The sequence below is a fragment of the Elioraea thermophila (ex Habib et al. 2022) genome (assembly GCF_003336755.1).
GTDB classification, from domain to species: domain Bacteria; phylum Pseudomonadota; class Alphaproteobacteria; order Acetobacterales; family Acetobacteraceae; genus Elioraea; species Elioraea thermophila.
The window spans coordinates 530,309-550,359 of record NZ_QMDI01000006.1 but is presented as its reverse complement, the minus strand read 5'-3'; the positions used below and the strand labels follow the sequence as shown (position 1 = coordinate 550,359).

General features: G+C 71.8%; 19 protein-coding genes. 9 read left to right on the top strand and 10 right to left on the bottom strand.

Annotated elements, in window-relative coordinates:
* Positions 1-110: 110 nt before the first annotated feature.
* Both mntR and glgB read left to right on the top strand, forming a co-directional pair.
* Positions 111-581: a manganese-binding transcriptional regulator MntR gene (gene mntR / locus DWB05_RS12500; protein ID WP_114377506.1), complete on the top strand. Its 471-nt coding sequence runs from the start codon at positions 111-113 to the stop codon at positions 579-581.
* Entirely contained in the window at positions 578-2,716 is a 2,139-nt protein-coding gene (gene glgB, locus DWB05_RS12495; protein ID WP_408608492.1) for a 1,4-alpha-glucan branching protein GlgB, read from the top strand. Before mntR ends, glgB begins: the two co-directional genes overlap by 4 nt.
* Here the strand turns inward: glgB and DWB05_RS12490 are convergent.
* Complete coding sequence (locus DWB05_RS12490; RefSeq protein WP_232818531.1) at positions 2,713-3,543, bottom strand: SirB1 family protein; 831 nt, start codon at positions 3,541-3,543, stop codon at positions 2,713-2,715. The genes glgB and DWB05_RS12490 overlap by 4 nt on opposite strands.
* Positions 3,540-6,122, bottom strand: coding sequence for an ATP-dependent chaperone ClpB (gene clpB, locus DWB05_RS12485; RefSeq protein WP_114377504.1), 2,583 nt, complete (start codon positions 6,120-6,122; stop codon positions 3,540-3,542). The genes DWB05_RS12490 and clpB overlap by 4 nt, the downstream gene beginning before the upstream one ends.
* Before the next feature lie 122 nt (positions 6,123-6,244).
* Here clpB and DWB05_RS12480 point away from each other — a divergent pair, with 122 nt between their 5' ends.
* Positions 6,245-7,006 carry an MOSC domain-containing protein gene (locus DWB05_RS12480; RefSeq protein WP_114377503.1) on the top strand — a complete coding sequence of 254 codons (762 nt, stop codon included), beginning with the start codon at positions 6,245-6,247 and terminating at the stop codon, positions 7,004-7,006.
* A 33-nt stretch (positions 7,007-7,039) separates the two neighbouring features.
* On the opposite strand, the gene DWB05_RS12475 is transcribed toward DWB05_RS12480, so the two are convergent.
* The 4 genes from DWB05_RS12475 to hisS form a co-directional block, all read right to left on the bottom strand.
* Positions 7,040-7,477 carry a DUF4167 domain-containing protein gene (locus DWB05_RS12475; protein WP_114377682.1) on the bottom strand — a complete coding sequence of 146 codons (438 nt, stop codon included), beginning with the start codon at positions 7,475-7,477 and terminating at the stop codon, positions 7,040-7,042.
* A 150-nt stretch (positions 7,478-7,627) separates the two neighbouring features.
* Positions 7,628-8,533 (bottom strand): peptide chain release factor N(5)-glutamine methyltransferase, encoded by a 906-nt coding sequence (gene prmC, locus DWB05_RS12470; RefSeq protein WP_114377502.1) that lies wholly within the window; start codon positions 8,531-8,533, stop codon positions 7,628-7,630.
* Positions 8,534-8,540: 7 nt separating this feature from the next.
* Positions 8,541-9,614, bottom strand: a complete 1,074-nt coding sequence (gene prfA / locus DWB05_RS12465; RefSeq protein ID WP_114377501.1) for a peptide chain release factor 1 — start codon at positions 9,612-9,614, stop codon at positions 8,541-8,543.
* Complete coding sequence (gene hisS, locus DWB05_RS12460; protein WP_114377500.1) at positions 9,611-10,852, bottom strand: histidine--tRNA ligase; 1,242 nt, start codon at positions 10,850-10,852, stop codon at positions 9,611-9,613. Before hisS ends, prfA begins: the two co-directional genes overlap by 4 nt.
* Before the next feature lie 130 nt (positions 10,853-10,982).
* Here hisS and DWB05_RS12455 point away from each other — a divergent pair, with 130 nt between their 5' ends.
* Together DWB05_RS12455 and DWB05_RS12450 are read left to right on the top strand one after the other, a co-directional pair.
* Positions 10,983-11,948, top strand: a complete 966-nt coding sequence (locus tag DWB05_RS12455; RefSeq protein WP_157967190.1) for a Bug family tripartite tricarboxylate transporter substrate binding protein — start codon at positions 10,983-10,985, stop codon at positions 11,946-11,948.
* A gap of 10 nt (positions 11,949-11,958) precedes the next feature.
* A complete protein-coding gene (locus DWB05_RS12450) occupies positions 11,959-12,693 on the top strand; it encodes an SDR family NAD(P)-dependent oxidoreductase (protein ID WP_114377499.1) in 735 nt (244 codons plus the stop codon).
* A gap of 16 nt (positions 12,694-12,709) precedes the next feature.
* Here the strand turns inward: DWB05_RS12450 and DWB05_RS12445 are convergent, their stop codons facing one another.
* Genes DWB05_RS12445 through DWB05_RS12435 form a run of 3 tightly spaced genes read right to left on the bottom strand, consistent with a single transcriptional unit; the run spans position 12,710 to position 15,802 of the window.
* Positions 12,710-14,353, bottom strand: a complete 1,644-nt coding sequence (locus tag DWB05_RS12445; RefSeq protein WP_114377498.1) for a long-chain-fatty-acid--CoA ligase — start codon at positions 14,351-14,353, stop codon at positions 12,710-12,712.
* A gap of 22 nt (positions 14,354-14,375) precedes the next feature.
* Entirely contained in the window at positions 14,376-15,116 is a 741-nt protein-coding gene (locus DWB05_RS12440; RefSeq protein ID WP_114377497.1) for a lysophospholipid acyltransferase family protein, read from the bottom strand.
* Complete coding sequence (locus DWB05_RS12435; RefSeq protein WP_157967189.1) at positions 15,113-15,802, bottom strand: YdcF family protein; 690 nt, start codon at positions 15,800-15,802, stop codon at positions 15,113-15,115. Before DWB05_RS12435 ends, DWB05_RS12440 begins: the two co-directional genes overlap by 4 nt.
* A gap of 101 nt (positions 15,803-15,903) precedes the next feature.
* Here DWB05_RS12435 and DWB05_RS12430 point away from each other — a divergent pair, with 101 nt between their 5' ends.
* From DWB05_RS12430 to DWB05_RS12420, 3 genes are all read left to right on the top strand, one after another.
* A complete protein-coding gene (locus DWB05_RS12430) occupies positions 15,904-16,383 on the top strand; it encodes a zinc-ribbon domain-containing protein (protein ID WP_157967188.1) in 480 nt (159 codons plus the stop codon).
* Between the two features lie 86 nt (positions 16,384-16,469).
* A complete protein-coding gene (gene lnt / locus DWB05_RS12425; protein ID WP_232818530.1) occupies positions 16,470-17,984 on the top strand; it encodes an apolipoprotein N-acyltransferase in 1,515 nt (504 codons plus the stop codon).
* Positions 17,985-18,141: 157 nt separating this feature from the next.
* Positions 18,142-18,606 (top strand): helix-turn-helix domain-containing protein, encoded by a 465-nt coding sequence (locus DWB05_RS12420; protein ID WP_114377494.1) that lies wholly within the window; start codon positions 18,142-18,144, stop codon positions 18,604-18,606.
* A gap of 74 nt (positions 18,607-18,680) precedes the next feature.
* On the opposite strand, the gene DWB05_RS12415 is transcribed toward DWB05_RS12420, so the two are convergent.
* Positions 18,681-19,178 carry a DUF2244 domain-containing protein gene (locus DWB05_RS12415; RefSeq protein ID WP_114377493.1) on the bottom strand — a complete coding sequence of 166 codons (498 nt, stop codon included), beginning with the start codon at positions 19,176-19,178 and terminating at the stop codon, positions 18,681-18,683.
* A gap of 144 nt (positions 19,179-19,322) precedes the next feature.
* Between DWB05_RS12415 and nth the strand changes: the two genes are divergently transcribed.
* Positions 19,323-20,018, top strand: a complete 696-nt coding sequence (gene nth / locus DWB05_RS12410; protein WP_198669159.1) for an endonuclease III — start codon at positions 19,323-19,325, stop codon at positions 20,016-20,018.
* Positions 20,019-20,051: the final 33 nt, after the last annotated feature.

The following is a 20,051-nucleotide window of genomic DNA, read 5'->3' as shown; positions in this document are numbered from 1 at the left end:
GTAGCCTTGGCAACATTTCGCATGCAAGGCTCAAGTTTGCCGCCATCACGCGAGAGTGAAGCCCGTTCTGCAAATGGTCTCGCCCGCCGCGATGTGCTAGGCCTCCACCAATGACGCCGCAGGACCACACCAGCCTGCCCGAGTCCGCCCCACCCGCCCCGGACGAGGAGGCGGCCCGGCACGCCTCGGCGCGATCGGCACGGGCCTCCGCGCTGACCGAGGACTATGTCGAGATCATCGCCGACCTGCTGGAACGCGAGGGTGAGGCGCGGCCGACCGACATCGCGCGCCGGCTCGGCGTGGCGCACGCCACCGCGATCAAAACCATCGCCCGCCTCAAGCGCGACGGTCTGGCCCGCGCCCGCCCCTATCGCGGCGTCTTCCTCACCGACCGTGGCTGGGAGATGGCGCGCAAGATGAAGGCACGGCACCAGACGGTGGTCGCCTTCCTGCTCGCCCTCGGGGTGCCGGCGGAGGTGGCGGAGGTGGACGCGGAAGGCATCGAGCACCACGTCAGCGACGCCACCCTGGCCGCCTTCGAGCGCTTCCTCGCCGAGGCGGGTCGGGGCGACGGCTGCTGAGCGTGCGTCATTTCGAGTCCGTGTCCGACCCGGCGATCGAGTCGCTCGTTCACGGCACGCATGGCGACCCTTTCGCCCTGCTCGGCCGGCACGGCCCGGTGCTGCGGGCGTTCCTGCCCGGAGCCGAGGCGGTTGAGGTCGCGAGCGCCGATGGCGCGTGGCCGCTCGCCCGGTCCCATCCGGTCGGGCTGTTCGAGGGTCGCGCCCCCCAGGCCTGGCCCTACGTGCTGCGCATCACCTGGCCCGGCGGGGTGGTGCAGGAGACGGAAGACCCCTACGCCTTCGGCCTGCTCCTTGGCCCGCTCGACCTCTACCTGTTCGGCGAAGGCACGCACCGCGAACTGGGACGCGTGTTCGGCGCGCAGGCGATGACGCTCGGCGGGGTGCCTGGGGTGCGCTTCGCGGTCTGGGCGCCGAACGCGCGGCGGGTCTCGGTCGTCGGCGACTTCAACGCCTGGGACGGGCGGCGGCACCCGATGCGCCGCCGTCCCGAGGCCGGGGTGTGGGAGCTGTTCATCCCTCGCCTCGGCCCCGGCGTGCGGTACGCCTACGAGATCCTGGGCGCCGACGGGCACCTGTTGCCGCTGAAGGCCGACCCGGTCGCACTCGCCGCCGATCTTCCGCCCTCCACCGCCTCCATCGTCGCCGACCCCGCGCCCTTCGCCTGGACGGACCGGGACTGGATCGAAACCCGCGCGCAACGACAGCGCCCCGAGTCGCCGATCGCGATCTACGAGGTGCACCCGGAGTCCTGGGCCGATGGGCTGCGGGACTGGGACACGCTCGCCGACCGGCTGATCCCGCATGCGGTGGGCCTGGGCTTCACCCATCTCGAGCTCCTGCCGGTGATGGCGCACCCGTTCAAGGCCTCCTGGGGCTACCAGCCCCTCGGGCTCTACGCGCCCAACCCGCGGCTCGGTTCCCCTGCGGCCTTCGCCCGCTTCGTCGATCGCTGCCACGCCGCGGGTTTGGGCGTGATCCTCGACTGGGTGCCGGCGCATTTTCCCACCGACCCGCACGGCATGGGCCGCTTCGACGGCACCGCGCTCTATGAGCACGCCGACCCGCGCGAGGGCTTCCACCGCGACTGGAACACGCTGATCTACAATGTGGGCCGGCACGAGGTGCGCGCCTTCCTCATCGCCTCCGCCCTCTTCTGGCTTGAGCACTACCACGCGGACGGGCTGCGGGTGGATGCAGTCGCCTCCATGCTCTACCGCGACTACTCGCGCCCCGAAGGCGAGTGGATCCCGAACCGCTACGGCGGGCGCGAGAACCTGGAAGCGATCGACTTCTTCCGCGAACTCACCGCGGTCGTGCACCAGCGCGTGCCGGGGGCGATGCTGATCGCCGAGGAATCGACCGCCTGGCCCGGGGTGACGCGCCCGCCCGCAGACGGCGGGCTCGGTTTCGATTGGAAGTGGAACATGGGCTGGATGAACGACACGCTGCGCTATTTCGCGCGCGATCCGGTCCATCGCGCCCATCACCACGACGAGATCACCTTCGGGCTGTGGTATGCGTGGTCGGAACGGTTCGTGCTGCCGCTCTCGCACGACGAGGTGGTGCACGGCAAACGCAGCCTGCTCGCTAAGATGCCGGGCGACGACTGGCAGCGCTTCGCCAACCTGCGCGCCCTGCTTGCCCTCACCTGGACGCATCCGGGCAAGAAGCTCGTCTTCATGGGGGCCGAGATCGCCCAACCCTGGGAGTGGCACCACGACGGCTCCGTGCCGTGGCACCTGCGGGCCGATCCTCGCCATGCCGGGGTGGAACGTCTCCTTGCCGACCTGAACCGACTGTACCGCGAGCGGCTCGCCCTGCATGCGGCGGACTGCCGGCCGGAGGGCTTCGCCTGGGCGGTGGTGGACGATCGCGCGCAATCCGTGTTCGCCTGGCTCCGGCGCGGTGGCGGCGATGAGGTGCTGGTGGCGCTCAACCTCACCCCCGTCCCGCGTGAGGGCTACGCGATCCCGGTCCCGCGCGACGGGGTGTGGCGCGAGCTGCTGAACACAGACTCGGCCCTCTACGGCGGGTCGAACCTCGGCAATGCGGGCAGGGCGGTCGCTTCGGGCGGCGTGCTTCGCCTCACCCTGCCGCCGCTCGCCGGGCTGATTCTCGCTCCTGAGGCTTAGTTCAGCTTGGCCTTCAGTTCCTCGATCAGCGCCCGGGTGCGGCTGGCCGTCTCCGGATCGGGGGCGAGGGGAAGGAGGCGCTCGAGGCAGGCGATGGCCCCGCGCAACGACCCGCTCTCGTAATGCAGCCGTGCGGCCTCGCGCAGGATGTACGGCTCCTCGGGGGCGAGCAGCGCCATGTCCTCCAGCACCGCAAGCGCGCCCGCGACGTCGCCCGACTTTGCCCGCCTCTGCCAAACGTTGTTCTCCAGCCGCAGCAGCACGTCGCGATCCGTCATCGGCCGCAGCACGAATTCCCCGCCCTCGGGCTCGATCGCGGCCAGCCGCTCGCCGAGCTCCTCCAGCGACACGACGCGTCCGCGGTCGAAGGGGTCGAGGATGACGGGCCCCGATCCGGCATCGAGCCCGACCAGGAAGTGGGCGGGCATGTTCGCCCCCTTCGCCTCGAAGCCGGCGGCGCGCGCGGCATGGATCCAGAGGATGCCCAAGGCGACCGGAAGCCCCCGGCGGCGTTCGATCACCCGGAGCAGGTTGGCGTTGGCGAGATCGTCGTAGGTCTCCGAGTCGCCGACATAGCCGAAATGATCCGCGAGCAGCCCGGCAAGTCCCGCTGCCGCCGCCGTACTGTCGCCCTCCGCCGCCGGCCCCATCGCGGCCGCCGCCTGCGCCATCTCCTCGAGATGCACGAGTGCCGAGGCGAGGTCGGCTTCGCCCGCCTCGACGGCGGCGAACAGCAGGGCCGCGCGCGCAAGATCGAGCCGGGCGGAGGCCGGGGCGCGCCCGAGTTCGGCGAGCAGGCCCCGCGCCTCCGCCGCGGAGAGGATCACGCCGCTTCGGCGAGACGGCCGTTGATGGCGAGCCCGTCGCCGGCCGCAGTGACGTGCACCGTCTCGCCCTCCCGGATCGCACCTTCGAGCAGCATGGTCGCGAGCGGGTTCTGCAGGCTGCGCTGGATCACCCGCTTCAAGGGCCGCGCCCCGTAGGTCGGGTCGTAGCCGGCTTCCGCGAGCCACGCCTTCGCGCTCTCGTCGAGCTCGAGCGTGATGTGCTTCTCGGCAAGCAGCGCGCGCAGGCGGCGCAGCTGGATCTCGACGATCTCGCTCATCTGCGCCCGGCCGAGGCGGCGGAACAGGATGATCTCATCGAGGCGGTTGAGGAACTCGGGACGGAAGCGGCTTCGCACGACGGCCATCACCTGCCCGCGCACCAGATCGACGTCCTCGTCCTCGCGCAAGGAAGCGAGGATGTCGGAGCCGAGGTTCGAGGTCAGCACGATGATGGTGTTGCGGAAATCGACCGTCCTGCCCTGGCCGTCCGTCAGACGCCCGTCGTCGAGCACCTGCAGGAGCACGTTGAACACGTCCTCGTGCGCCTTCTCGACCTCGTCGAACAGGATCACTTGGTAGGGCCGGCGGCGCACGGCCTCGGTCAGCGCGCCACCCTCCTCGTAGCCGACGTAGCCGGGCGGAGCGCCGATCAGGCGGCTGACGGCGTGCTTCTCCATGTACTCGGACATGTCGATGCGCACCATCGCCCGCTCGTCGTCGAACAGGAACTCGGCGAGCGCCTTGCAAAGCTCGGTCTTGCCGACACCGGTGGGGCCGAGGAAGAGGAAGGAGCCGATCGGGCGGTTCGGGTCCTGAAGCCCTGCGCGCGCGCGGCGCACCGCGTTCGCCACGGCGCGCAGCGCATGGTCCTGGCCCACCACGCGGGAGCGAAGCTTCTCCTCCATCGCGAGCAGCTTGGCGCGCTCGCCCTCAAGCATCTTGTCGACGGGGATGCCGGTCCAGCGGCTCACCACCTGCGCGATGTGCTCCTCGGTCACCGACTCGTTGACGAGCGTGCTCTCCTTCGCCGCCGCCGCGATGCGCTTCTCCAGATCCGGAATGATGCCGTAGCGCAACTCCGAGGCGCGCGTGAGATCGCCCTGCCGCTGCGCGATCTCCATCTCGGCCCGCGCACGGTCGAGCTTCTCCTTCAACTCCTTCGTTTCCGACACCTTCGCCTTCTCGGCCTGCCAGGCGGCGGAGAGCGCGTTCGACTTCTCCTCGAGTTCGGCGATCTCGCGCTCGAGCTTGGCGAGACGCTCCTTCGAGGCCGGGTCCTCCTCCTTCTTCAACGCCTCGCGCTCGATCTTCAGCTGGATGAGACGCCGATCGAGCTCGTCGAGCTCCTCGGGCTTGGAGTCGATCTGCATGCGCAGCCGCGACGCCGCCTCGTCCACGAGGTCGATCGCTTTGTCGGGCAGGAAGCGATCGGTGATGTAGCGGTTGGAAAGGGTGGCGGCGGCGACCAGGGCGGAGTCCGAGATGCGCACGCCGTGGTGCGTCTCGTACTTGTCCTTGATGCCGCGCAGGATCGAGATGGTGTCCTCGACCGAGGGCTCGCCGACATAGACCGGCTGGAAGCGACGGGCGAGGGCGGCGTCCTTCTCGACGTGCTTGCGGTACTCATCGAGCGTGGTGGCGCCGATGCAATGGAGCTCGCCGCGGGCGAGGGCGGGCTTGAGCAGGTTGGAGGCGTCCATCGCGCCTTCCGCCTTGCCCGCCCCGACGAGGGTGTGCATCTCGTCGATGAACAGGATGATCTCGCCGGCGGCGGCCTCGATCTCCGCGAGCACCGCCTTCAAGCGTTCCTCGAACTCGCCACGATATTTCGCGCCCGCAACCAGGGCGCCGAGATCGAGTGCCAGCACCCGCTTGCCCTTCAGCGCCTCCGGCACGTCACCGTTGACGATGCGCAAGGCGAGCCCCTCGACGATCGCGGTCTTGCCCACGCCGGGTTCGCCGATCAGCACCGGGTTGTTCTTGGTGCGGCGGGCCAGCACCTGGATCACGCGCCGGATCTCGTCGTCGCGGCCGATCACCGGGTCGAGCTTGCCCTGGCGGGCGGCCTCCGTGATGTCGCGGGCGTATTTCTTCAGCGCATCGAACGTGTCCTCGGCGCCGGCGGAGGTCACCTTGCGGCCCTTGCGCACCTCCTCCACCGCGCGTTCGAGCGCCTGCGCCGTCGCCCCGGCCGAACGCAGCGCCTCGCCGGCGGGCCCGGGTTCGGCGGCGAGCGCAACGAGCAGCCGGTCCTGCGCGACGAAGCTGTCGCCCGCCTTCTCGGCCGCCCGCTGCGCCGCGTCGAGCACGCGCACGAGTTCGGGTGTCAGCATCGGCTGGCCGGCACCGGGCCCCGACACCTTGGGAATGCGGGCGACGGCCGCATCCACCGCCGCCTTGGCCCGAACCGGATCGCCGCCCGCGGCCTTGATCAGGCCAGACGCCGCGCCCTCGGGGTCGTCCAACAGCGCCTTCAGCAGGTGCTCCGGCGCGATCCTCTGGTGATATTCGCGGATCGCGATGGTCTGCGCGGCCTGGATGAAGCCGCGCACACGTTCGGTGAACTTCTCGATGTCCATGGGTGTCCCTCCAGGAGGCGACCGGCCGCCCCGGCCCCCGAAGGCGACCCGAACGACCGTTGCACCCGTTACATGGGGCGTGCCTTGATCACGCTCAAGGCCGAAGCGGAGGAGCCCCACGCGTGCGAGTCGAAACGCTCTATCGCTACCCGGTGAAGGGGCTGACGGCGGAAGCCCTGGGCGAGGTCCGGCTTGCGGCCGGCGAGGCAATCCCCGGGGATCGCGTGTTCGCGCTCGCGCAGGGCGATGCGCCGTTCCACGAAGCGGCCCCCGCCTGGTTGCACAAGCGGCACTTCGGCTGCCTGATGGCGAATCCCCGCCTGGCCGCCGTGCACGCCTCGTGGGACGAGCGTCGCGGCGTGTTGCTGCTCCGCTTGCCGGGAGAGCAGCCCTTTGCCGGCGACACCACCAAGGCGGAGGGCAGGGCTGCGATCGGTGCACGCCTCGCCGCCGCACTGGGGCCGGAGGCGCGAGGCACGCCGCGCTTCGTGCACGCACCCGGGCATCGTTTCGCCGACCATCCGGATCAGCTGATCAGCCTGATCAATCTCGCCTCGCTCGCTTCCCTCGAGCGGGCGATGGGGCGGGCGCTCGATCCGTTGCGCTTCCGCGCCAACCTCCACTTTTCGGGCGCAGCACCGTGGGCGGAGCAAAGCTGGGTCGGGCGTCTGATCGAGGTGGGCACCGCCACCTTGCGCGTGGTGGAGACGATCGAGCGCTGTGCCGCCACGGGGGTGAACCCGCTGACGGCCGAGCGCGACTGCGACCCGGTCGAAGGCCTGCGCGCCGCCTTCGGCCACACCGAGCTCGGCGTCTATGCGCGAGTGGAACGGTCCGGCCGGGTGGCGGTCGGCGACGCGCTCATCCTGCGCGCGGAGGAGTGACGCGGGGCGGCCGAGACGGAGCCGCCGCCGCGCTCATTCCGTCGGCGGCAGGGTGGAGGGCTGCTCGCCCTCGCCGGGCACGGCCTGCGGCGCGCCGTTCACGCCCTCGCTGTGCCCGTTCAGCGCCTGTTCGATCGCCGCCTCGACCGAATCGGCCTCGCCTTCCATGCCGTTCGGGCCACGGCGCTGCTGCTGCGGCGCCTGGTGCTGGTGCACCTGCTGCATCGCGTTGAGGATGCGGAAATAGTGCTCGGCGTGCTGGAAGTAGCTTTCCGCCAGCACGCGATCGCCGGCCGAGGTCGCGTCGCGACCGAGCTGCAGGTACTTCTCGAACAGCTGCTGGGCGGTGCCGCGCAGCCGCACGTCGGGCCCGTTCGAATCGAACACCGTGTTGCGATTGAGCGGCGCGTTGCGGTGCTGGTGCCGCCCGCCCTGGTGGTGTCCTCGGCCGCGCATGCGCTTGAGGTTCATGTCGTTCACGTCTGCCGTTGCGATCGCAGTTCGTCCGCTTCCGAAGCCCCACCGGCCGCCACCCGCTCCTCCCCCGAGCGCGCCGGAGCCCGTCCCGGCGCCGCCCACCACTTGCGGACTGTTCGCGACGCCACGCGGAACAATCGCACCCTAGTCCGAGCCTGCCGGCGCGCCAACCCCCTTTTCCGCATTTCCGAAGGCGAGGGCGCGCGGGATTCCGCCCAAATCCTGCCGCATTTCCAGCACGGCGAGGCCCGAGGCGGCACCGAGCCCGGCCACCGCCTCAGCCTGGCCCGCCCCCACTTCGAGGATGGCGACCCCGCCCAGAGCCAGCACGCGCGAGAGATCGGGCAGCAGCGCGCGATAGGCGGCCATCCCGTCCGCCCCGCCGTCGAGGGCGGCGCGGGGCTCGTGGTCCCGCACTTCCGGAGCGAGCAGGGCGATCTCGCCGGTCGGAACGTAGGGCGGGTTGCACAGCAGGAGATCGATCGAAGCCGGGGCGAGGGCGGAGGACCAGTCGGCCTGCACGAACAGGGCGCGCGCCGCGAGGCCGGTGGCGAGGGCGTTGCGGCGCGCCACCGCCAGTGCGGCGAGAGAACGATCCACCCCGACACCGATCGCGCCTGGATATTCGGAGAGGGCGGCGAGCAGGAGCGCGCCCGAGCCGGTGCCCAGATCGGCGATGCGCCGCACCGCGGTGCGGTCGGGGCGAAGGGCGAGTGCTGCCTCGATCAGCGTCTCCGTCTCCGGCCGAGGCACGAGCACGGCGGGCGAGACCGCGAGCTCGAGCGTCCAGAAGCCTCGCCGGCCGGCGATGTGGGCGAAGGGCTCGCGCGCCGCGCGGCGTCGGAGCAAGGCGCGGAAGCGTGCGGCGTCCGCCTCCGCCACGGGGTCGCGCGCGGCGGCGATCAGGCTGGCCGCGTCGCGCCCGAGCGCAAGCCCGAGCAGGAGGCGGGCTTCGCGCCGCGCGTCCTCCACCCCGGCCGCGCGCAACACCGCGCCCCCCTCGCAGAGCAGGGCGCCGATCGTCGTCCCGGCGGCGCACGCCTGCGCCACGGCCGCCTCACGCCTCGGCGGCGAGCAGCTGCGCCTGCTCCTCGGCGGCGAGCGCGTCGATGATCTCGTCGAGCTCGCCGGCGAGAATGCGGTCGATCTTGTGCAGGGTGAGGCCGATTCGGTGGTCGGTCACGCGCCCTTGCGGAACGTTGTAGGTGCGGATCCGTTCGCTGCGATCGCCGCTGCCGACCTGGGCGCGCCTGAGCCCCGCCCGCTCCGCCGCCTTCGCCTCGCGTTCGCGCTCGTAAAGCCGCGCGCGCAGGATCTTCAGCGCACGGGCGCGGTTCTTGTGCTGGCTCTTCTCGTCCTGGCAGACGACGGTGATGCCCGTCGGCAGATGGGTGATGCGCACCGCGCTCTCGGTCTTGTTCACGTGCTGCCCGCCCGCCCCGGAGGCGCGGAAGACGTCGATGCGCAGATCCGCCTCATCGAGACGCACGTCAACCTCTTCGGCCTCCGGCAGCACGGCGACGGTCGCGGTCGAGGTGTGGATGCGCCCCTGCGCCTCCGTCACCGGCACGCGCTGCACGCGGTGCACCCCGCTCTCGTATTTCAGGCGGGAATAGACGTCCTCGCCGGTGATCTCCGCCACCGCCTCGCGATAGCCGCCCAGGTCGTTCTCCGCCACCTCGAGCACCTCGAAGCGCCAGCCGCGGCTCTCGGCGTAACGGCGATACATGTCGAACAGGTCGGCGGCGAACAGGGCGGCCTCGTCGCCGCCTGTGCCCGCCCGCACCTCGAGGATGACGTTGCGCCGATCCGCCTCGTCCTTCGGCAACAGCGCGACGCGAATGGCGCGTTCGAGCTCGGCGATGCGCGCTTCGAGCGCGCGCGCCTCCTCGCGGGCAAGGGCACGCATCTCCTCATCGGCGGACGAGTCCTCGGCCAGTGCCTTTGTCTCCGCGAGCTCGCGCTCCGCTCGCCGCAAGGCCTCGACCTGGTCGGCGAGGGGTTCGATCTCGGCGAGCTCCTTCGTCGTCGCCACGTAGTCCTGCGGCGTGAGTTCGGTGGCGAGCCTCGCCTTCAGCGTCGCGGCCCGTTCCGTGAGGCGATCGAGACGGTCGCGGAACGCCGTGTTCATGCCGTACGCAGACGCTCGGGCAGCGCGGCGAGCGGCACCTCGGCCTGCTCGCCGCTGCGGAGGTCCTTCACCTGGGCGACCCCGCGCGCCACCTCGTCCTCGCCGAGGATGACGGCCGCGCGCGCGGCGATCCTGTTCGCCCGCTCCATCCGCCGCTTCAGCGTGCCGCGGAAGGCCATTTCGGCTCGGATGCCCGCCCGGCGCAGCCCCACGAGCACGCGCACGGCCTCGGCTTCCACCACCTCGCCGACCGGGATGACGGCGATGGGGGCGGCGGGCGGCGGTGGTGAGTCGGCCAGCATCGCGAGCCGCTCCACCCCCGCCGCCCAGCCGACGGAGGGCGTGTGCGGCCCGCCCATCTCCTCGACCAGCCCGTCATAGCGGCCGCCCGCCATCACCGTGCCTTGCGCGCCGAGCCGGTCGGTGACGAATTCGAAGGCGGTGTGGCTGTAATAGTCGAGCCCGCGCACGATGCGCGGGTTGACCCGGTACGGCACGCCGAATACCGCGAGCCACTTCAGCAGTGCTTCCCAATGCGCCCGCGCGGCCTCCGTCAGGTGGGCGAAGATGTCGGGCGCGTCGGCGACGATGGCGCGATCCTCCGCCTCCTTGCTGTCGAGCACGCGCAAGGGGTTGCGATGCAGCCGTGCGCGGCTTTCGGGCGAGAGCCGCTCCTCGTGGCGGGAGAGGAACGCGACCAGTGCCGAACGGTAGGCATCGCGGCTTTGCTTGTCGCCCAGCGTGTTCACTTCCAGCACGGTGTCCTTCGCCACGCCGAGGGCGTCGAGGATCGCCTGGCCGCAGGCGATGATCTCGGCATCGGCCAGCGCCTCGGCCGCGCCGAGGGTCTCGATGCCGATCTGGTGGAACTGGCGGTAGCGCCCCTTCTGCGGGCGTTCGTAGCGGAACATCGGCCCCGCGTAGAACACCTTCTGCGGCAGCGCCTGGGTGAGGCCGTTGGAGACCAGGGCACGGCAGACGCCGGCGGTGTTCTCGGGGCGCAACGTCACGCTGTCGCCGCCGCGGTCGAGGAAGGTGTACATCTCCTTCGTCACCACGTCCGAGGTGTCGCCGAGCGAGCGGGTGAAGACGCGGGTGTCCTCGAGGATGGGGGTGGCCCATTCGTCGAAGCCCCAGAGTTCGGCGATGCGCCGTGCGGTGTCGATGACGTGGCGGTGCTGGCGCAGCTCCTCGCCGATCAGGTCGCGGGTTCCGCGCACGGGTTGCAGGGCACTCAACGGTCGGCTCCTCCGAGAGGGCGGGGGATGGGGCCACGGGGGGGCGCGCGTCAAGCGGGCGGGGGTTTGCGCGGGGGCGCGGCCGCGGCTAAGCGGGCGGGTAAGGACCACCGTTCCGGGGGAAACGCCGATGCCGAACCGACGCGCCGTGCTCGCCCTTCTCGCCGCCAGCGCCTTTACCGCGACGGCGGCGGCGCAGGACTGGCCCGGGCGGGAGCCTTTGCGTCTGATCGTCTGCGCGCCGGGCGGCTCGACGGTGGATGTGACCGCCCGGGCCTGGGCCGAGGCGCTGAAGGAGCCGCTCTCCGGGCACCCGATCGTGGTCGAACCGCGCGCCGGGGCGGGCGGGATGATCGGGGTGGAGGCGGTGGCGCGGGCGCGGCCTGACGGCACCACCCTGCTCGTCTGCTTCCCCGGCTCCTTCACCATGATCCCGCACCTCAGGGCGAACTTGCCGGTGCGCCCGCTCGAGGACCTTCGCCCCGTCGCGCTGCTCGCCACCGCCCCCTTCGTCGTCGTCGCCCACCCGGAGGCGGGCCGGTCCTTGCCCGAGTTCCTCGCCCGCGCGCGCGCCGCCGATCTCAACTACGCCTCGGTGGGGGCGGGGAGCCTCGCCCATCTCGGGATGGAGCTCCTCAAGTTGCGCACGGGCATCCGTCTCGAGCACGTGCCGTATCAAGGGAGCCCGCAGGCGCTGGCCGATCTGCTGGCGGGACGCGTGGCCGCCTTCATCACCCTCCTCTCCGCGGTCGAAGGTCACATCAAGGAGGGCAGGCTTGCCCCGCTCTTCGTCACGGGGTCGGAACGCCTGCCGCAACTGCCCACCGTGCCGACGGCGCGCGAGGCGGGCCTGCCCGACCTCACCGTGCTCACCTGGCACGGGCTGTTCGTGCCGCGCGCCACGCCCGAGCCCGTGTTCGCGAAGATCGCCGAGGCGGTGGCGAAGGCGCGCGCCAACCCGGCGCTCAAGGAGGCTCTGGCGCGCGCCGGGTCGGACCTGCCCGCGCTCTCCCCGGCCGAGGCCGAGGCGTTCATCCGGGCGGAGAGCGAGACCTGGGGCGGGGTGATCCGCGCCGCCGCCATCCGGCTCGATTGAGGGGCGGGCGATGGGAGTGCTCGAGGGCAAGCGCGCCGTCGTCACCGGCGCCACGCGCGGCATCGGCCGGGCGATCGCGGAACTGTTCGTGCGCGAGGGGGCCAAGGTTTCGGTCTGCGCGCGCGGCGAGGACGGGTTGATCGAGGCGCGCACGCGCTTCGCCGCCCATGCCATGGCCTGCGACCTCGCGGTGGCCGAGCAGGTGCGTGCCTACATCGACGCCGCCGCCGAGGCCTTGGGCGGGATCGACATCCTGATCAACAACGCCTCCGCCTTCGGCAGTGCGGACACCGAGGAGGGCTGGGCAGCCTCGCTCGCGGTGGACGTGATGGGCTCGGTGCGCGCCTCGCTCGCCGCCATCCCGCATTTGCGCGCGGCCGGCGGGGGGGCGATCGTGCACATCACCTCCATCGCCGGCATCCGCCCCTCAGCCCGCGGCCCGGCCTACGGGGCGGCGAAGGCGGCCCTCATCCACTACGCGCAGAGCCAGGCGGTGAACCTCGCCAAGGACGGCATCCGGGTGAACACGGTGGCTCCCGGTTCGATCGAGTTTCCGGGCGGGCGGTGGGAGAAGCGGCGCCTGGCGGGCGATCCGCTCTACGAGCGGATCCGCGCCGCCATTCCCTTCGGCCGGCTCGGCACCGCGGAGGAGGTGGCGGAGGTGGTGCTGTTCCTCGTCTCGCCCGCCGCGCGCTGGGTGACGGGGCAGTCGATCGCGGTGGATGGGGGGCAGATGCTGACGTGAGGCGGGCCGCCGCCTCTCACGCTCCGGCCATCTCCTTCGCCTTCGCCCGCAACAGGTGCTTCTGGATCTTGCCCGTCGAGGTCTTCGGGATCTCGGCGAACAACACCTGCCGCGGCGCCTTGTAGTGCGCGAGCCTCTCCCGCGCGAAGGCGATCAGCTCCTCGGCCGTCGCCGTCATGCCGGGCTTCAGTTCGACGAAGGCGAGGGGTGTTTCGCCCCATTTCTCGTCGGGCTTGGCCACCACCGCCACCGCCGCCACCGCCGGGTGGGCGTAGAGCACGTCCTCCACCTCGATCGAGGAGATGTTCTCGCCGCCCGAGATGATGATGTCCTTCGCCCTGTCCTTCAGCTGCAGGTAGCCGTCGGGGTGGACGACGGCGAGATCGCCGGTGTGGAACCAGCCGCCCGCGAAGGCCTTCTCCGTCGCCTCCGCGTCCTTCAGATACCCCTTCATGACCACGTTGCCGCGCATCATCACCTCGCCGAGCGTCGCTCCGTCAGCGGGCACGGCGCGCATGGTCTCGGGGTCGAGCACGGCGAGGTCCTCGAGCGCGAGGTAGCGCACGCCCTGGCGCGCCATCAGCCGTGCCTGCTCCGCCATCGGCAGGGCGTTCCAGTCCGCATGCCACTCGTTCACCACGGCTGGGCCGTAGACCTCGGTGAGGCCGTAGACGTGCACCACGTCGAAGCCCGCCTCGCGCATCGCGCGCAGCACGGCCTCGGGTGGGGGCGCGGCGGCGACGAGGAAGTTCACCGTCCGGGAAAGCGGGCGGCGATCGGCCTCCGGCGTGTCCAGGATCGTCTTCATCACGATCGGCGCGCCGCACAGGTGGCTCACGCCTTCCGCGCTCATCAGCCGCCAGATCTCGGGGCCCCGCACGGCGCGGAGGCAGACATGGGTGCCGGCGAGCGCGGTGATGGTCCACGGGAAGCACCAGCCGTTGCAGTGGAACATCGGCAGGGTCCAGAGATAGACCGGATGGCGCGGGATCTGTGCGGCGAGCACGTTGCCGATGGCGAGCAGGTGCGCGCCCCGGTGGTGATACAGAACGCCCTTCGGCCGGCCCGTGGTGCCGGAGGTGTAGTTGAGCGCGATCGCGTCCCACTCGTCCTCGGGCCAGGGCCAGGCGAAGCCCGCGTCGGCGGTGGCGAGCGCGGCCTCGTAATCGGTGCCGCCCAGGGTCTCGTCGCGGTGGCTCGCGGGGGTGGTGGCGTCCGCCACCTCCAGGATTGCCGGGCGCACCGCGGCCTGCGCGAGCGCCGCACGCGCGAGGGGGGCGTATTCGCGCTCGACGAGGAACACCTTCGCCTCCGAATGGTCGAGGATGTAGGCGATCGTTCCGGCATCGAGCCTGGTGTTGATCGCCGCCAGCACGCCCCCGCTCATCGGCACGCCGAAATGCGCCTCCAGCATCGCCGGCACGTTGGGCAGGAGCGCGGCCACCGTATCGCCGCGGCGCACGCCGAGGCGATGGAGCGCATGCGCAAGCCGCACCGCACGGTCGCGGAAGGTGCGGTAGGGGATGCGCTGCTCCCCGTGCACGATCGCGGTGTGATCCGGAAACACCGCGGCGGCGCGTTCGAGGAAATGGAGAGGGCTGAGCGGGCGCCAGTTCGCCGGCCGCCGGGCCAGAGCCGGATCGTCGTTCGCCGGGTTCATCGCGTCGGTTTCCTCCCGAGGATCAGGGCGGAGAGTCCTCGCCTGCGCCGCCGCTGTCCAGAAGCCGCCGCGTCTCGGTCTCGATCGCCTCCTCGAGCCGGCGTAGGAACTCCGCGCGCGGCAGGCCGGGCGGGATCGGCGGCAGCACGGAGAGGGTGATCGTGCCCGCCCGCTTGCGGAAGGCACGCCGCCCCCAGAAACGGCCCGAGTCGGTGGCGGCCGGGATCACGGGCAGCCCGAGCCGCTCGTAGAGCGCGACCACGCCGGGCTGGTAGCGTCGGCGCTCGCCGGGCGCGACACGGGTTCCTTCCGGAAAGATCACGATCTGCCGGCCCTCCGCGGCGGCCCCCTCCGCGGCGCGGAGCAAGGACAGCAGCGCCGAGGCGCCGGCCGAACGGTCGACCGGGATCATGCCCGCCGCGGCCGCCCACCAGCCGTAGACGGGGATCGCGAGGAGTTCGCGCTTCAGCACGTAGGCGGCGGCGGGCAGCAGCGAGAGCCAGACGATGGTGTCGAAGGCGGATTGATGCTTGGCCGCGATGATCGCCGCTCCCTCGCGCGGCAGCAGCTCCTCACCCAGCACGCGGACGCGGATCCCGGCGAGCAGGCGAAGCAAGGCGAGCACGCGCCCGGCCCACCAGGAGACCAAGTGGAGAGCCCCGGCGCGGTCGAGGAAGAGGAGGAGCGGCAGGCAGACGAGCCCGGCGGCCGCGGTGAAGGCGAAGAACGCCGCGTTGAACAGGGCGGAGCGCAGCCAGGTCACGGCAGGCTCCGCGCCGCCGTCCGCGTTTCGGCCGGTGCTGGAGGGGCGAACGGGTGCTCGGTGAGGCCGGCGAGGGCGGCGAGCCACTTCGTGTATTCGCCGGCGGCAAGCCGCAGGAAGGTGGGGGAGAGCCGTCCCCAGGGCTCGCGCCAGGCCCGGGGCGTGACCGGATGCGGAACGAGACGCGTCTGCGGCAGGGCGCGGCGGAGCAAGAGCAGCGCCCGCGGCATGTGATAGGCCGAGGTGACGACGACGAGGGTGTCGATCGCCTGCGTTCGCGCCCAGGCGGCGGTCTCCTCGGCGTTGCCGCGCGTGCTGCGGGCGGTGCGGCCGAGCGTGACCCGCTCGACCAGCGTCTCTGCAGAGCGGCCTTCGCTGCGCACGAGGTCGGCGAGGCCAGTCGCCTGGTGCACACCGGAGACGAGCAGTTTCGCCGACTGATCCGCCTCGAGCAGTCTCAGCCCCTCGCCCACCCGGCCGGCGCCGCCCGTGAGCACGACGATGCCGGCCCCGCGTGGCGGGTCGGACGCGGCGGTCGGCAGGAAAAGGAGGAACAGGCCGAAGCCCGCGAACCAGAGCAGGCAGGCTGCGCCGAAGGCGACGCCGGCGCGGCGAAGCGCGCGGCGAAAGGCGTCTCGGGCGTGGTTCGGCATCGGGTCGGGAACGGCCGGCGCTGGCTCTGTCACGCTGGCATGCGGGAACGACGCCGGCAAGCATGCTCCCTTGCGCCCCGGGCGGGCTTCGGCGAGACACTCGCGCCGGGATCTGCCCGGAGGATCGCGCCCGGATGCCGCGCATTGCCTGCCCCAACTGTGGTGCCCGCTACGAGATCGCGGCCGAGGTGCTGGGCCCCGCGGGCAAGAAGGTGCGCTGCGTGCGCTGCGGCCATGTCTGGCTGGCGACGCCGGAGGGTGAGGCGCAAGCCTCGGGTCCGAGCGACGCTCCGCCCTGGCCCGAGCCGCGCCAGGTGCGGGTGCGTGAGCCGGAGGAGGAGCCAGCGGCGGCACCCGCCGTCGCCGCCACGGCGCCGCCGCCAGCTCCGCCCACCGCGCGCCCGGCGGCGAGCGCCATCGGGGCGGAGCCGGCGGGTCTTTCGCGAGCTGTCTCGGCCAATGAGCGCGGGACCACCGCCCTGCTCGCCGCCTGGGCCCTCTCGCTCGCCGTCCTCGCCGCGGCGGCCTGGGGCGCGATCGCCTATCGCGCCGAAGTGATCGACGCGTGGCCGGCCTCTCAGCGCCTTTACGCCCTGCTCGGTCTCGACGGCTGAGCCCCAGCGGCGCCGCGACCGCCCACGCCGGCGCGTGGGGGCGGTTTCTCGCCCATCTCGCCGCTCGCCGCGGCTGGCGGGCGCCGGTGACGGCGGCGGCCTTCGGCGCGCTCGCCGCCGCCGCCCTGCCGCCCGTACATCTCGTGCCGGTGCTGTTCGTCTCCTTGCCCGCGCTCCTGGTCCTGGTCGGCTCGCGAGCGAGCCCGGGTGCCGCCATGCTGACCGGCTGGGCCTGGGGCTTCGGTCACTTCGTCGCCGGTCTCTACTGGATCTCGCATGCGCTGCTGACCGAGGCCGAGCGGTTCGCCTGGCTGGTGCCGCTCGCCGTGCCCGCGATCTCGGCTCTGCTCGCCCTGTTCATCGCCGTGCCGGCGGTGGTCGCCTGCCGGTTCTTTCCCGAAGGCTGGTCGCGTGTGCTCGCCTTTGCAGGGCTGTGGACGTTGGGCGAACTCGCCCGCGGGCTGGTGCTGACGGGGTTTCCCTGGAACCTGCTCGGCACGGTCTGGGCCTTCGGGGCGCTGCCGGTGCAGGGGGCGGCCTGGCTCGGCACGCCCGGGCTCTCGGCCCTGACCGTGCTGCTTGCCTGCCTGCCGCTGTTGCCGCGCCGTTCGGCTCTCGCCGCGGGGGGTGGGCTGATCGCCGCGGGGCTTGCGGTCGGCTTGCTTCGGCTTTGGCCGGAGGAGCCACCGGCCGGGCCTGTCGCGATCCGCATCGTGCAGGGCAACATCGCGCAGACGCACAAGTGGCGCGACGAGCTGCGGGCGGCGCACTTTCGGCGCTATCTGCAGCTCACCGCCGCCGTGCCGGAGGCGGGCGAGGGCGAGGGGCCGATGGTGGTGGTCTGGCCGGAAACGGCGAGCCCCTATTTCCTCGACAGCGACGAGACGGCACGTGCCTTCGCCGGCGCCGCGCTGCGCGAGGGGGCGGTGCTGATCGCCGGCACGGTGCGGCTCGAGCGGTCGGCCGGGGGTGCGGGGCCTCCGCTCAGGCTGTGGAACAGCCTTGTTGCGATCGCGCCCGACGGCGCCCTGCTCGGGATCTACGACAAGCATCACCTGGTGCCGTTCGGCGAATACGTGCCACTGCGCTCCATCCTGCCGCTCGAAACCGTGGTGCCGGGCAACATCGACTTCTCGGCCGGTCCAGGACCCTCGACCCTTCGGCTGCCGGCCGAGTTCGGCGTGCCGCCGGCGAGCCCGCTCATTTGCTACGAGGTCATCTTCCCGGGTCGGGTGACGGAGCCGGGTGTGCGTCCGGCTTGGCTGCTCAACCTCACCAATGATGCTTGGTTCGGTGTCTCCTCCGGGCCGTATCAGCATCTGGCGGCGGCCCGGATGCGCGCGGTGGAGGAGGGATTGCCGCTGGTGCGGGCGGCGAACACGGGCGTGTCGGCGGTGTTCGACTCGCGCGGGCGGACGGTGGCGCAGCTCGGCCTCAACGAGACGGGCGTGCTGGCTACCCCGCTGCCGGCGCCGGGCGAGCGGACACCCTTCGCGCGTCTGGGGCTTCTTCTGCCTGCTGGCGTTGCGCTGGGCTTGGTCGGCGTCGGTTTGGTGGTGCGACGGACGTGGAGGGATTCGCGAGGGTTGTCTGATCTTTGAGACTTATCCCACGCAGTTGCATGACATTGACGCGTCATAGTTGTGTCGGTTACATTTTTGAGCGGGCGGGTATGGGGCCCGTCACACCGCTGAGGGGGGAGCTTGGCCGATGCAGGATGCATCCCAGAAAGGCCCAAGCTTGGAAGGGGATTGGACGATGACTGAAGACCCTGCAGACAAGGGTGAGCGCGAAAGCAAGCCGAGCCCGATCGACGTGCATGTCGGCAGCCGCATCCGGCTGCGCCGGACCTTGCTCGGCATGAGCCAGGAGCGGCTGGGCGAAGCCCTGGGCCTCACCTTCCAGCAGATCCAGAAGTATGAGCGCGGGGTCAACCGGGTGGGGGCGTCGCGCCTGTTCGACCTCGCCCGCGTGCTCGACGTGCCGATCAGCTTCTTCTTCGACGACATGCCCGAACCGCTCGCTCGCGAATACGGCGGGCCGGCCGCCCGGCGTGCGGTCGGCTTCGCCGAGGCGCAGGAAGGGTTCGAGGACGATACGCTGAACCGACGCGAGACCCTGGAACTCGTTCGCGCCTACTACCGCATCACCGACCCGGCGGTGCGCAAGCGGGTGTTCGAACTGATCAAATCTCTCGCTCCCCAGGACCCGACGGCGACCTGAGCCCGGCCACAACCTGCGCGAGCCCGCAGGAGGTCTTCGACGTGGCGCCAGAAGGGCGCCCTTTCTTTTTCCCGCTACCCGACGACGGACACCGCAGGCGATCGCCAGCGGCACAAGGCCTCGCGCAGCGCCGAGGCGAAACTCTCCCGCTCGCCCTCGCTCAGGCCGCTGCCCACGACCAGCCGGCGGCCATGCGTCGCGAGCACGACCCCGCCCGCTCCCTGCGGACCCGGCGGCTCGACCGTCACCCGCAGCCAGCCGGGCGGAAACTCCCACGCCTGCACCGCGCCCAAGCCGCGCCGGCGGCGAACGCGCAGCACGCGCTCCTCCAGCACCACCTCCTCGACCACGCGCGCCAGAGCGTGATGGCCGAGAAACAGCGCGATCGCCAGCCCGACCTCGAGCCCGACGAACCCCACCACCGGCCAGGCGCCCATGGCGAGGAAGAGGCCGGCAACGGCGGCCCCCGACGCGATCAGTACCAGGGCGACCACCGTCAGCCCCCGCCCGTCGAGGCTGCGCTGCGCGACCAAGGTGGCGGAAAACGCCACCCGTTCACTCCCCACCGCCATCGTTGGCCATAGCCTAGGACGGTCCGCCGGGCCCGTGAAGCCCCGCCTTGCGTCGGCCGCCCACCCGCCGCATCACCGCCCGTGATGACCGAGCCCAAGCCGAGTTCGCGCCGGCCGAAACCCCAGCCCAAGGCGTCGCGCCGCATGCCGGCCGACGACGTGCGCCCCTTCCTCGAGGCGCTGGCGGCGGCGCACCCGAACCCGCGTTCGGAACTCGAGTATGCCACCCCCTTCCAGCTCCTGGTCGCGGTCGTGCTTTCCGCCCAGACGACGGACGCCGCGGTGAACAAGGCAACCCGCGCCCTGTTTGCCCGCGCGCCGGACGCGCGCGCGATGGCCGAACTCGGCGCGGATGGCATCGCGCCCTACATCCGTTCCATCGGGCTGTGGCAGGCGAAGGCGCGCAACGTCGCCGAACTCTCCCGCCTCCTGCTCGAACGCCACGGCGGCGAGGTGCCGGCGGATCGCGTCGCGCTCGAGGCCCTGCCGGGGGTGGGGCGGAAGACCGCCAACGTCGTGCTCAACGTCGCCTTCGGCCAGCCCGAGATGGCGGTCGACACCCACATCTTCCGCCTCGGCAACCGCACCGGATTGGCGCCGGGCAAGACCCCGCGCGCGGTCGAGGAGGAGCTCGTCAAGCGCGTGCCGCCCGAGTACCTGCGCGACGCGCACCACTGGCTGATCCTGCACGGCCGTTACGTCTGCAAGGCGCGCAAGCCCGAGTGCTGGCGCTGCGCCGCCGCCCGCTGGTGCCGCTACACGAACAAGACCCCGCCGCCCGAGCCCCCGCCGCCGCAGGCGAAGCGCCGTCGCCGCCCCGCGCCGGCTGCCCCCGGCTGATCGTCCCCCGTTGCCGCCGCCCCGGCGGCACGC

Coding starts and splice junctions, on each gene's coding strand:
- DWB05_RS12430 (WP_157967188.1), top strand. CDS start 15,904: ATGCCGCGCATTGCCTGCCCCAACTGTGGTGCCCGCTACGAGATCGCG.
- mntR (WP_114377506.1), top strand. CDS start 111: ATGACGCCGCAGGACCACACCAGCCTGCCCGAGTCCGCCCCACCCGCC.
- DWB05_RS12415 (WP_114377493.1), bottom strand. CDS start 19,178: ATGGCGGTGGGGAGTGAACGGGTGGCGTTTTCCGCCACCTTGGTCGCG.
- clpB (WP_114377504.1), bottom strand. CDS start 6,122: ATGGACATCGAGAAGTTCACCGAACGTGTGCGCGGCTTCATCCAGGCC.
- DWB05_RS12450 (WP_114377499.1), top strand. CDS start 11,959: ATGGGAGTGCTCGAGGGCAAGCGCGCCGTCGTCACCGGCGCCACGCGC.
- DWB05_RS12455 (WP_157967190.1), top strand. CDS start 10,983: ATGCCGAACCGACGCGCCGTGCTCGCCCTTCTCGCCGCCAGCGCCTTT.
- prfA (WP_114377501.1), bottom strand. CDS start 9,614: ATGAACACGGCGTTCCGCGACCGTCTCGATCGCCTCACGGAACGGGCC.
- DWB05_RS12420 (WP_114377494.1), top strand. CDS start 18,142: ATGACTGAAGACCCTGCAGACAAGGGTGAGCGCGAAAGCAAGCCGAGC.
- DWB05_RS12475 (WP_114377682.1), bottom strand. CDS start 7,477: ATGAACCTCAAGCGCATGCGCGGCCGAGGACACCACCAGGGCGGGCGG.
- nth (WP_198669159.1), top strand. CDS start 19,323: ATGCCGGCCGACGACGTGCGCCCCTTCCTCGAGGCGCTGGCGGCGGCG.
- DWB05_RS12445 (WP_114377498.1), bottom strand. CDS start 14,353: ATGAACCCGGCGAACGACGATCCGGCTCTGGCCCGGCGGCCGGCGAAC.